Annotated in this window: 9 protein-coding genes and 1 pseudogene; 6 read left to right on the top strand and 4 right to left on the bottom strand. The window is 44.9% G+C overall.

Going from position 1 to position 11,825, the window contains the following annotated elements; translation table 11 throughout:
• Positions 1-517 (bottom strand): annotated as a pseudogene (locus ON063_RS13345) (RNA degradosome polyphosphate kinase); the annotation flags it as partial.
• Positions 518-519: 2 nt separating this feature from the next.
• Positions 520-2,049 (bottom strand): Ppx/GppA family phosphatase, encoded by a 1,530-nt coding sequence (locus ON063_RS13340; RefSeq protein ID WP_274665457.1) that lies wholly within the window; start codon positions 2,047-2,049, stop codon positions 520-522.
• Between the two features lie 186 nt (positions 2,050-2,235).
• Between ON063_RS13340 and ON063_RS13335 the strand changes: the two genes are divergently transcribed.
• From ON063_RS13335 to ON063_RS13320, 4 genes are read left to right on the top strand one after another with little or no spacing between them, the layout of a single operon-like run.
• The gene (locus ON063_RS13335; RefSeq protein WP_214693061.1) at positions 2,236-2,997 is read left to right on the top strand and encodes a metal ABC transporter ATP-binding protein; all 762 of its coding nucleotides are present in this window, start codon (positions 2,236-2,238) and stop codon (positions 2,995-2,997) included.
• Positions 2,994-3,851 (top strand): metal ABC transporter permease, encoded by an 858-nt coding sequence (locus tag ON063_RS13330; protein ID WP_214782324.1) that lies wholly within the window; start codon positions 2,994-2,996, stop codon positions 3,849-3,851. The genes ON063_RS13335 and ON063_RS13330 overlap by 4 nt, the downstream gene beginning before the upstream one ends.
• Complete coding sequence (locus ON063_RS13325) at positions 3,844-4,269, top strand: Fur family transcriptional regulator (protein ID WP_214747940.1); 426 nt, start codon at positions 3,844-3,846, stop codon at positions 4,267-4,269. The genes ON063_RS13330 and ON063_RS13325 overlap by 8 nt, the downstream gene beginning before the upstream one ends.
• 36 nt (positions 4,270-4,305) lie before the next feature.
• The gene (locus ON063_RS13320; RefSeq protein WP_274665456.1) at positions 4,306-5,694 is read left to right on the top strand and encodes an NAD(P)H-hydrate dehydratase; all 1,389 of its coding nucleotides are present in this window, start codon (positions 4,306-4,308) and stop codon (positions 5,692-5,694) included.
• Positions 5,695-5,733: 39 nt separating this feature from the next.
• Here ON063_RS13320 and ON063_RS13315 read toward each other — a convergent pair whose 3' ends face one another.
• Positions 5,734-6,318 carry a hypothetical protein gene (locus tag ON063_RS13315; protein WP_274665455.1) on the bottom strand — a complete coding sequence of 195 codons (585 nt, stop codon included), beginning with the start codon at positions 6,316-6,318 and terminating at the stop codon, positions 5,734-5,736.
• A gap of 76 nt (positions 6,319-6,394) precedes the next feature.
• Positions 6,395-7,516, bottom strand: a complete 1,122-nt coding sequence (gene ispG / locus ON063_RS13310; RefSeq protein WP_074033343.1) for a flavodoxin-dependent (E)-4-hydroxy-3-methylbut-2-enyl-diphosphate synthase — start codon at positions 7,514-7,516, stop codon at positions 6,395-6,397.
• Between the two features lie 213 nt (positions 7,517-7,729).
• Here ispG and ON063_RS13305 point away from each other — a divergent pair, with 213 nt between their 5' ends.
• Together ON063_RS13305 and ON063_RS13300 are read left to right on the top strand one after the other, a co-directional pair.
• Positions 7,730-9,430, top strand: a complete 1,701-nt coding sequence (locus ON063_RS13305; RefSeq protein ID WP_274665454.1) for a methyl-accepting chemotaxis protein — start codon at positions 7,730-7,732, stop codon at positions 9,428-9,430.
• 639 nt (positions 9,431-10,069) lie between these two features.
• Positions 10,070-11,713 carry a Na/Pi cotransporter family protein gene (locus ON063_RS13300; protein ID WP_214820266.1) on the top strand — a complete coding sequence of 548 codons (1,644 nt, stop codon included), beginning with the start codon at positions 10,070-10,072 and terminating at the stop codon, positions 11,711-11,713.
• Positions 11,714-11,825 lie beyond the last annotated feature (112 nt).

Genomic DNA, 11,825 nt, shown 5'->3' with positions numbered 1-11,825 from the left:
TTTTCCCTTCTCCATTCGAAGCGATTTCGACGGCAATATTTAATGATTTTGATAACAACATCGGGAAAGGACGGTAGGCGTCGACGGCAATCGGTGTGAGAACCGGGAAGACGTGTGTACGGAAATACTCTTTCACGAACTCTTGCTGTGACTTGTTCAAATGTTTCGTGCGCAAAAAACGCACGTTTTGATTGGATAATTGTTTCGTGATTTTCTTATACGTCGCATATTGTGTCTCGACAAGTTCTTGAGCACGCATCGAGATAGCTTTAATCTGTTGCTTCGGAGTGAGTCCTGTCTTGTCTTCCGGACGATTAAATCCTGCAAGCACCTCATCTTTTAAACCTCCGACTCGAACCATATAAAACTCATCGAGGTTTGAACTGAAGATTGCTAGGAACTTCAAGCGTTCCATGAGCGGGTTACGATCGTCCACCGCTTCTTCGAGGACACGTTCGTTGAAGTCGAGCCAGCTAAGTTCCCGATTGTTGAAATGTTCGTACGTATAGTCGGGCATGTTTATTCCTCCTCGTTCAAGAGAATCTCAATCGATTGGTCGATTGCGCGTTCTAAGTGTTTTTTGTGTCGAGTGCTTCGTTGTAACTCAAAGCGGGCAGACCCGTTCGTATCAAGTGAGAGTGTAAGACCATCTTTTGAGCTAGAGACGTGGATGTCCGTGACGATTTGGCGCTCTGTCAAATCAAGTGCGTCGACAAGTTTGACAATTGAACCGAGCAATTCAAGACTCTTCAACAATTTGTGGTCAAACCACTTCGGAAAGGCCTCGATATGTTGTTCTAACACGCGTTTTGATTTAAATGATGTAACGAGCGCGAGTGCGAGCCGGTCTTCATTATTCAACCCTTTAAAATCATTCGTCGTGATCAAATGGAACGTGTGGTCGCTCTTATTGTTATGGTCGATATATTCACCAACATAGGCGAGACGACAGGCACCCTCGAGTAGACCTGGTTCGAACGGTTTCGGTTTGATGGCCTTCTCTTCAATCAGTCCGGTATACAGCTGACGAGCCAATCGAATCAAGTGTTGGTGGCGGGTCGGGTTCACATCATATTGTTTTTCAAAATGTCGAAAGCTTTCTTCTTTCACATCAGCAAATCGCACTTTATCATGCTCATGTAAATAGTTCTCATAGAACAATCCTTCTCGAAGTCCGTTATTGCTCATCGTGAATTCCGGAACTTTCAAATATTTCGCAAGCTCACCGATTGCTGTGACAGCCGGGGCGATGATGTCGACCCGATCTTTTGACAGTCCATCCATTCGCCCGAGTTGCTTGCTCGACATGCCGACGAGCTCATCCACGACTTCTTCGAGTTGATCGGAAGAAATCGTATATTGATGGATTCCTTCAAGTGGGAAATTCGACATGGTCTGTTCGACGCGAACTAAGTTACGGGCTGTCCCTCCGACGCCGACAAGCGGGACACCATGAGGTTCTAACCATTCGATTTCCTTAAATGCTTTCTTTAAGTATGAGGTCAACGCTTTGCGTTCGTCTTTTGTCATCGTATCGTCTTTCATGAACTCTTTCGTCAAGGTGACAGCACCAAACGGGAAGCTATGATAAAAGACAAGCTCACGATTCTGGAAATAGGTGACCTCCATTGATCCCCCACCGATGTCGACAGAGTAACCGTCTTCAACATACGTCGAATTGACAATGGCAGAGTACCCGTAGAATGCTTCCTCATAATCACTTAGCAAGCGAATCGTCATACCGGTGGCGTTTTTCACTTGCTGTAAGATATCATCCGAATTGTTTGCGTTTCGGATGGCCGCGGTCGCGACAGGAAGAACATCAGTAACGGTATGATAATCGTTCAATTCTTTAAAATGCCGAAGCGTATCGATCAAAGCAGCGATTCCGTCCTCTGTCATTTCATTCGAGTCACTAATATGACTAGATAAACGAGCTACTTCTTTCACGTTTAAGCGCTCGAAATATTGTCCTTCCTCATTGACTTCAAAGATGACATTCCGAATCGAGTTGGATCCGATATCAATGACTGCAAGTTTCTTTTCCATAAAACCATCCCCTTCATATCCTTAGTGTAATCGACAAGGTTTTGGACGAACATATGATTTACGTGAATTTAAAACATTTTGATTGGCGAAAACGGTCTCGCTTGAAGGCGTGTCGGATATTCTGTATAATACAAACGCCTAGAAAGTAGAAATGATTACGATTTATAAAATGAGAGAAGGGATTAGATGACAGCATCCGTCGTCAAATTAAATGATGTGTCTTATTACTATGATGGGACACCGGCCTTACAACAAGTTTCGATTGATATTCGACAAGGGGACTTCGTCGCCATCGTTGGAGAAAACGGTTCTGGGAAGTCGACATTGATTCGAACGATTCTTGGTTTGTTACAACCACAACAAGGATCCGTTGAACTGTTCGGCAAGCCAATTTCGCAGTTTAAAGACAAGTCTCGTATCAGTTACGTTTCCCAAAAAGCGGCTTCATTTAACTCGGGATTCCCGGTTACTGTTGAAGAAGTTGTGGCGATGGGGAGATATGGCCGCCTCGGTTTATTCAAGCGTCTAAAAATGGAAGATCAGGCAGCGATTCAAAATGCGCTTGAGACGGTCAATATGTGGCAGTTCCGCCATCGTAAAATCGGGGACTTGTCAGGAGGGCAACAACAGCGTGTCTTTATCGCGCGGGCGATGGTCAATCAGCCTGACTTATTGATTTTAGACGAGCCTACGGTTGGTGTGGACCAGAAACACTTACAAGACTTTTATGAAGTATTGCATATGCTCAGGGAACATACGACGTGTACGTTCGTCCTCGTCACCCATGATTTAAACGTCGTGACGGACCTCGTCACGAAAGTCGTCCATCTCGACCGGGGACGTTTGGCGTGTAATTGTGGTCTTCGAGAATATAGCGAGCTCGGTGAACTGGCATCATCCATTAAACCATATCCCGTGAAAGTGCTTGTCCATGAGGGTACAACATGATTGCAGACCTTTGGACATACAGTTTTTTACGTTATGCGTTCATTGCAGCGCTCGTCATTGGGTTCACAGCACCGCTCATCGGTTCGTTTATCGTCGTTAGACGAATGAGTTTGATTGCCGATGCCCTGTCACATATGACGCTTGCCGGTATTTCATTCAGCTTATTTCTCGGGCAATACATCGCCTTATTCGCTGATCTCAATCCTCTCTATATGGGAACGTTGATTTCGGTATTGGCGGCGCTCGGACTCAACTGGTTACGAAGTAAATATGTTCACTTTCAAGAATTATCGATTCCTATCATGATGTCAGCTGGGATGGGACTGAGTGCTATTTTCATCTCGCTCTCAAGAGGATTCTCCGTGGATTTGTCGACGTTATTATTCGGATCAATCTCCGCAGTGAGTCAGTCAGATATCACATTGATTGTCAGTGTGGCGATCTTAACGGTCCTTGTAATCTTTATCTTCTATAAACAGTTATTGTTCTTGTCATTTGATGAAGAACAAGCGAAAGTCTCGGGACTTCCGAGCACAATGCTCCATATGTTATTCATGTTCATTGTGGCACTTGTCATCGCTGTCAGTATGCGAATCGTTGGGACGCTTCTTGTATCAAGTTTGATTACGCTACCTGTCGCAGCGGCGTTGCGTTTCACTTCAAGTTTCAAACAGACAATCCTTTGGTCAATCATCTTTGGGGAAGTTGCGACAATCGGTGGACTTGTCCTCGCTTACGACCTTGATGTCGCACCAGGTGGAGTCATCGTGTTGATCGCGGTCGGCATCTTGGCGGGTGTCATGATTCTTGAAAAAGTGATGAGTTTCAGGAAAAAGGAGGTACAACATGAATGAGACTGAGCAATTGAATCGTCTTCGTGCATCTTCTTTAAAAGTTACGCCGAAACGTCTTGAGATGTACGCCTTTCTCTCTGAAGAAGATCGCTACGTCAGTGCTAAAGACGTACTGGAGTATATGCGGGATAAGCATCCGACGATGAGTTTTGATACGGTTTATCGAAACCTCAAATCTTTTGCTGAGGAAGGGCTACTCGAAGCGACAGAGCTTGAAGGTGAAAAGTCGTTTCGCGTCACATGTAGCGCATCGCACCATCATCACCATTTGATTTGTCGAAGTTGCGGAAAGACAAAACTACTCGATTTGTGTCCGATGCGTTTTGTAGAAACAGTGGATCCTGAATTCGAAGTGGTCGATCATAAATTTGAGATATATGGGTATTGTAAAGAATGTAAGCAAAAGGGATTGAATTGATTCAATCCCTTTTTTGTATCGAAAGGGGGAAGATAAATGATTTACACAGCGAAAGAAATCAAACAAATCGATCAAACCGCCATTCAAAACGGAATGCCTGAGGCAGTATTGATGGAACGAGCGGCTTCGGCAATCGTTCCGAAGATGCAGATCGATTCCTCTTCAACGATTTTAGTGATTTGTGGGAAAGGCAATAACGGCGGAGACGGATGGGTTGTCGCGAGAGAACTGGCGATGAAAGGCCATGATGTGAGCGTTTGGTCACCACTAGGTGAAAGTAAATCGGAGGCGGCATCGACGCACGCGACTTATGCGGCATCATTCGTTCACATCATTGAGCAACCGATTGCTACGGAAGTCATCATCGATGCGTTGTTCGGTGTCGGACTCTCAGGACCGGTCTCAGGAAAAGCGAGAGACGTCATTGAATGGATCAATGAACAACCGGCAGAGGTATTGTCGATTGACATCCCTTCCGGTATGCCGAGTGACCATGCTCGTGAGTTTGATGGCCTGGCTGTTCAGGCGACCCGTACTTATTCTTTACATGGCTATAAGCGGACAGCTTTTTTAAACCGCACTGCACCTTATTTTGGGAATCTCGAACGAATCGATATCGGGCTCCCGCATACATCGACCTGGAACGTATTGACTGAATCTGATTTTGATCAATCGCTTTTAAAGAGAGACCGATTCAGTCATAAAACGGATTATGGGCACGGCATATTGATTGGGGGGAGTCGTCATCTCCTCGGAGCCCCATTTATGGCGGGCCGCGCAGCACTTCGCTCAGGGATTGGTTTGTTAAACCTCTCGATCCCAAGGGAAGCGAGTCCTCTCATTTCGACGTTACCTGAAGCGATGTACGACCAGCATACGGATCTCTTGGAAAGAACATACGACGCGATTGCAATCGGTCCTGGAATGGTGGAAGGTGAGGGTTTGGACTTGATTTGGCAACAAGTGACTCGGCAATCGTGCCCCGTCATCGTTGACGCGGGCGCACTATCGACGAAGCGACTTGAAGCACGAGGACCGCTCATCCTCACGCCGCACCCTGGTGAATTTTCTAAATTGACAGGTCGATCAGTTGAAGAAATTGAAAGTGACCGTTTCACCATTGCTGCCGAATTTGCAATAGAGCACCGTGTCCATCTGATTTTAAAAGGAACCTATACCCTCATCGTGGCACCAGACGGAACAGGCGCGGCCAATACAGTGGAAGCCTCTGCCTTAGCCAAAGGAGGGAGCGGCGACGTGTTGACAGGAATTTTGCTCGCTTTATGGGCGAGAGAAGATAGGTCATGGTCACCAAATGAACAAGCAGTGCTTTGGCACGCACTCGCAGCCAAATCGATCAGTCAAACGATTCATCCAGCAAGTGTACTCGCAAGCGACGTGATTGAAGAACTCGGCCGCATCTAATTAAATAAGGCACTCCCGTTAGCTGAACGGGAGTGCCTTTTAGCGTTGGTTAAGAACCATTTGTTTTTCGATATGCGCAATCTGATGATGTGCTTCACGCCATGTTGAGATGCGTGTCACACCTTCAGGTAGCACTTTCCGATTGTAAGGTGCATCGAACAATAGGACAGGGATAGACGTTTCTTCGTGGATGGATACCGCATTCTCATAACGGTCCTCCATGAATAATTCGAGTGACAAGTCTTTGACGACATTGATTTTATCGTGTGATCCGGTCATCACGAGCGAATCGAGTGGAAGTCGGTGACTCGTAATCCATTCTTCTGTAACAGGACGAACCGCTTCGCTCCTTGCAGTGACGTAGTGAAGGTGATGTTGTTGTTTCAACTTCCATAATACGTCCAATACATCGGAATGGGGAAGGGAACGACGATAGATTGCTTCCTCATGTCCTTCTTCAATCATAAACTTCCAAAACTCATGCTGTTCCATCGTGGTATACGTATGCAGTTCATACTCTGTCGCACGATGATAGTCAATGGAGTAACCAAGTGATTCATTCATATATATAAAGCAACTTCTAGGGTCTGTTACGGTCCCATCTAAATCAATACCGATTCGCATCTCATCACTCCTCCTCACATGCCCTCTATTCTATCAAAAACCCGCACGGTTGCAACCGTGCGGGTAAGGTGATTCATTAATTTGATTGATTAGCAAGCTCTTGTTCTTCACGCTCGCGTTCAGCCATCTTCTCAGCAGCAATGGCGTCGATTTCTTTTTTCAATTCCTCAACCATCGTGGCTTCAGGAACTTTACGGATAATCTTACCGTGGCGGAAAAGAAGACCTTCATTGCGGGCACCGGCGATACCGATGTCAGCCTCACGTGCTTCACCAGGACCGTTTACCGCGCAACCGAGAACAGCGACTTTGATGTTGACGTTAATATTTTGAATATATTCTTCTACTTCTTTTGCAATCGAGATCAAATCGATTTCGATACGCCCACACGTCGGACAAGAAATAAGCGTTGCGGCGTTCGCTGCAAGACCGAATGACTTGAGCACTTCTTTCGCAACTTTCACTTCTTCTACCGGGTCATCTGAGAGCGAGACGCGAACAGTTGAACCGATTCCGAGTGAGAGGATCGCGCCAAGTCCTGCCGCTGATTTAAGTGAACCAGAGAAAAGTGGACCTGATTCTGTGATCCCGACATGGAGCGGGTAATCAAACGTCTTCGCAGCGAGCGTATACGCTTCAAGCGCCAAGTTCACGTCAGAAGCTTTGAGAGAAATGATTGTGTTATAGAATCCGAGATCTTCGAGAATTTTCACGTGGTGCATCGCACTCTCTACCATTCCTTGTGCAGTCGGGTAACCATACTTTTCAAGGAATTGTTTCTCGAGTGACCCGGCATTGACACCGATTCGAATCGGGATTCCTTTTGCCTTCGCGGCGTTTACGACAGCTTCTACTTTTTCACGGCGCCCTATGTTACCTGGGTTGATTCGAATTTTATCGACACCACTTTCGATGGCTTTTAGGGCAAGCTTGTAGTCGAAGTGAATATCGACAACGAGCGGGATGTTAATACGGCTCTTGATTTCAGCGAGTGCGTCAGCTGCACGTTCGTCTGGACATGCCACGCGAACAACTTGACACCCAGCCTCTTCTAGACGCTTAATCTCGGCGACTGTCGCCTCGACGTCGTGAGTTTTTGTTGTAGTCATAGATTGAATGACGACTTCGTTCGATCCTCCGATAATCAAGTTACCGACACGAATCGGACGAGTTAATGAACGATGCAAAATTTCTGACATATACGTAATCTCCTTCTTTTGGAAAGATTCCAATCGATTTAAGAAAATAAGGTTTCTTCATTATCATAACGAAAAGAATGTGAAAAAGCATCTAGGATGCGTAACGGATATGTGCTCTTTACAAACTCTAACGCTATCTTAACATTTACTTCATAATTTTCCACCGTCTCAGGACCGATATATAGACGAGAATAAAAAAAGAGGTGGCATTATATGAAATGGAGCTTCAAACGGAATCGAAGGAAGAAAACGCGACGAAATAATCGACCGAATCGTCATTTTAAAATGGCACACCGTCTTCAATGGACACTCATGCCGATTATTTTACTTGTCTTTATCACGACCTTCAGTTGGTTCGCCCTGAAATCTGAACAATTATTATCCGCAGAAATCGAGCAACGCCTCATGCGAGAAGTTACGGTCATGCGCGAATCGGTGAAGACGTCCTACAGTGCATATGTTGCAAACGAGAAGCAACTGAATCGTTCATTAAAATCTACTTATATGCAACAAGCTTCTATTCTATCGGGGGATGAATTCGAAGCCGCACAATTTTTAGTGCGTGGACAGTCTATTGAGCAATTGAGTGGACCAAAAGGGATGGAGAGAACAGAAACCCTGGAGAAAGTCGCATCGAAGACGAAACCGGAAGTGACAGAAACGGAGCGATACTTAATGGCATCTATCTCCATTCCTGAGTTGAAAGCGGATTATGTTCTCGTCGTAACGAAAGAATCGACACTTGGTCCGATGAATGAGCTACGACGATTGATCATTTATATCTTATTGATTTCGATGATCGGGATGGCAATCCTATTTACACGATTGATTCAGCGCGAAGTCAGACCGTTGAGTATACTTGCCAATTCATTGCGTTATGCCGTAGAATCGCGCCGATTCGATGATGTGTCACTCGGAGCAAAATCAAAGGAGATTCATATTCTCGAAACCGAGTTCAATATATTCATTCATTTATGGAATCAATCTATGGAAATGATGGGGAAGACGGCAAATGCGTTCCATCAAAGTCTTCCTGTCTTTAAACGGGAATTGATGAATAGTCATCATCAAGTGGAACAGTTCCAAGAAGTCGCAACCACTGTAGAACATACGAGTGATTCGTATCAAACGGTAACGAGCGACTCTACATCAAAAATGAAGGAAGTGACCGAACAAATCGAAATGCTTGGACGTCAAATGGAAAGTGTCGATGAACGGGGGAATCGCTTGAAGTCCATTTTACATGAAGAACTTGAAACATTTTCTTCTGTCAAAAACGCCAGTGAGTATGTTGAACACCAAGTGGGGAATATTCAGCAAAAACTAATCGAAAGCGAAGCCAACTCGTCAAAAGCGGATGAAGCGCTGAAGAGTATCCTCTCGGTTTCGGCAGCCACAAAGATGTTATCGCTAAACGCATCAATCGAAGCGGCAAGAGCGGGCGAGCATGGGAAAGGATTTGCCGTTGTTGCCAGTGAGGTGGGGAACTTAGCGAAAATGACAAATGAAGCGACACTTCTCGCGGTACATGCAATCGAAGCGCTGAACGAGGAGCGAAAGGATTTGTTAGGGGAAGTCAATGATTTTATCAATCAAGTGCATGGATTAAAAGATGCCGTTTCACGAGTAGAGAGCGGAATCGGAACGATCGATCACGAAATCAAAGTGCAGTTAGGTGAGTTTCAAACCATTACGGATCATACCTCACACACAGGTAGACAGCTTTTACAATTAATCGAATCAAATGAGCAACTACGAGAAATCAGTTCGTTACTTGAACAAAAATTGAGAGAGCTGAGCGAGGGAGTCGATCGGTGGTCACACGTTCAATCTGCCTTACGATCTGCGGGCGCAGATTTAGAAGACCAAAGCGAAGCGTTAAATCGAACGCTTGAGGATCTTTCACCAAAATAAAAAACAACGACGAGTCGTTGTTTTTTTTGAGGTACTTTTGTTAATGGATAAGTGATATATAAAAGTCCAATCACAAAGCCAATCGATATCAAAGAAGGGTTTATGTGATACAAAATCACTAATAAAATTGTTGGAACGAGTGTCATCGACACTGCGTATGGCCAAGCTTGGCGGTAAGCCCACATGTTTTTGGAATAGACTCTTGTAAATAATTGAACATATAAAGCCATGAAGGCGACCCAGATTAAATAGAAAAAGAAGATGGCGAATCCGTGTAAGAAGAGCCACATCGGAATGAAAAAGTCAGGACGAATCACAATAAAGTCCAAGACGGTAATGAGTAACGTCAACACAAAAGTGGCTCCCATATAGGCGTGAAGCGGAGCGAGGCGGAGACGGAGGGCTCGTTTTGACGGCACTACGCTCGTTCGAATAAACGTAAAAATGGTGGACAACATGCTAAAAAACTCCAATCTGTTATATTACAACATCCATAAAATCATTAAAATTAGTACAGTGTTTTAATAAAACTTTTACATAAAACGTGTTTACATGAAGATGCCGATGAAGGCATAATGAGTAGGGCATTAAAAACCAAGCAAATCCAACCAATTCTTAATTAAAAGGAGTACAAAAATCGTGGAATACAATTTGCAAGAAATGTTATTCATGTTTTTTGGAGGTTTAGGGATCTTCCTCTTCGGGATCAAATCGATGGGAGACGGACTCCAAAAGTCTGCAGGGAATCGCCTGCGCGACATCCTAGATAAGTATACAACGAATCCATTCCTTGGTGTACTCGCCGGGATTATCGTTACTGTATTGATTCAATCTTCTTCAGGTACAACCGTTATTACGGTCGGACTTGTTAGCGCCGGCTTTATGACACTCCGTCAAGCGATTGGGGTCATCATGGGGGCAAACATCGGTACAACGGTGACGGCATTTATCATCGGATTCGATGTCGGTGAGTATTCACTGCCGATGATTGCAATCGGTGCAGTCTTACTCTTCTTCTTTAAGAAAGAGCGTTACCAACATCTTGGACAAGTCATCTTTGGACTTGGTGCATTGTTCTACGGTCTTGAGTTGATGGGAGACGGCATGCGTCCGCTCCGCTCAAGTGAGTATTTCATCGACTTGACGCAATCAATGAGTGACAATCCGTTCCTCGGTGTCATCGTCGGTACAGTATTTACAGTTATCGTCCAGTCATCTTCTGCAACAATCGGAATTTTGCAAGAGCTCTATGCAGGTGGTTCAATCGACTTGGATGCCGCTCTTCCAGTATTGTTTGGTGACAACATTGGTACGACAATCACTGCCATTTTAGCATCAATCGGTGCATCGGTTGCCGCACGTCGCGCAGCTGCAGCACACGTTATCTTTAACTTAATCGGAACGACGATCTTCATGATTTTGTTGATTCCGTTCACAAACTATATTTATTGGATTACAGACTTCTTGGCAATTGAAGACAAGATGCAAATTGCATTCGCCCACGGTACGTTTAACATCGTCAACACGTTGATTCAGTTCTGGTTCATTGGAACGATTGCTTGGATCGTGACGAAATTGGTGCCTGGTGAAGATTCAATCGTCGATACGAAAGCACAGCACTTGGACCCAATCTTCATTCAGCAATCTCCTTCGATTGCAGTGGAGCAAGCGAAATACGAAGTCATCCGTATGGGCGATTTCGCAAAACTTGGTCTCGACGAAGCGCGTAACTATTTGACAACAGGAGATAAGAAGCACTCTGAAAAGTCTGCGCACATCGAAGAAGCGTTAAACTCGTTGAATGCGAAAATCACAGATTACCTCGTTAAATTGGCTGCGGTTGATTTGACTGAGCAAGAATCACAAGAACACAAGACACTCATGCATGCGATCAACGACATCGAACGTATCGGTGACCACGTTGAAAACATCATTGAGTTGATTGACTATAAGACTGCTACGAAAGTGACACTTTCAGCAGATGCTCAAAAAGAATTGACTGAAATGTATGACCTCACACGCGAAACGTTAGAGAAATCACTTCAGACATTAGCGAGCGGTGACATGGTCGAAGCACGTAAAGTCATCGAAATGGAAGCGAAACTCGACATGCTCGAGCGTCAATTCCGTAAAAACCACGTTGTTCGTTTGAACACGGGTGCTTGTGATGGACAAGCAGGTATGTTCTTCGTCGACATGCTCTCAAACCTTGAGCGCATCGGTGACCATGCCATGAACATCACAGAAATCACGCTCGAAGATGCAAACGAAGTGACGGTATAAAGATGAGGCACTCCAACTACATGTTGGAGTGTTTTTCTTTTTAATGGAAAGGAATTTCCCTTGACAGTATGGAGCATATTCAGTATATTATTACTGTATAACAACATGGCGG

This window comes from Exiguobacterium sp. B2(2022) (assembly GCF_028823655.1).
Lineage (GTDB): Bacteria > Bacillota > Bacilli > Exiguobacteriales > Exiguobacteriaceae > Exiguobacterium > Exiguobacterium aestuarii_A.
The sequence above is the reverse complement of the archived record's forward strand: the minus strand, read 5'-3'. Positions and strand labels throughout refer to the sequence as shown.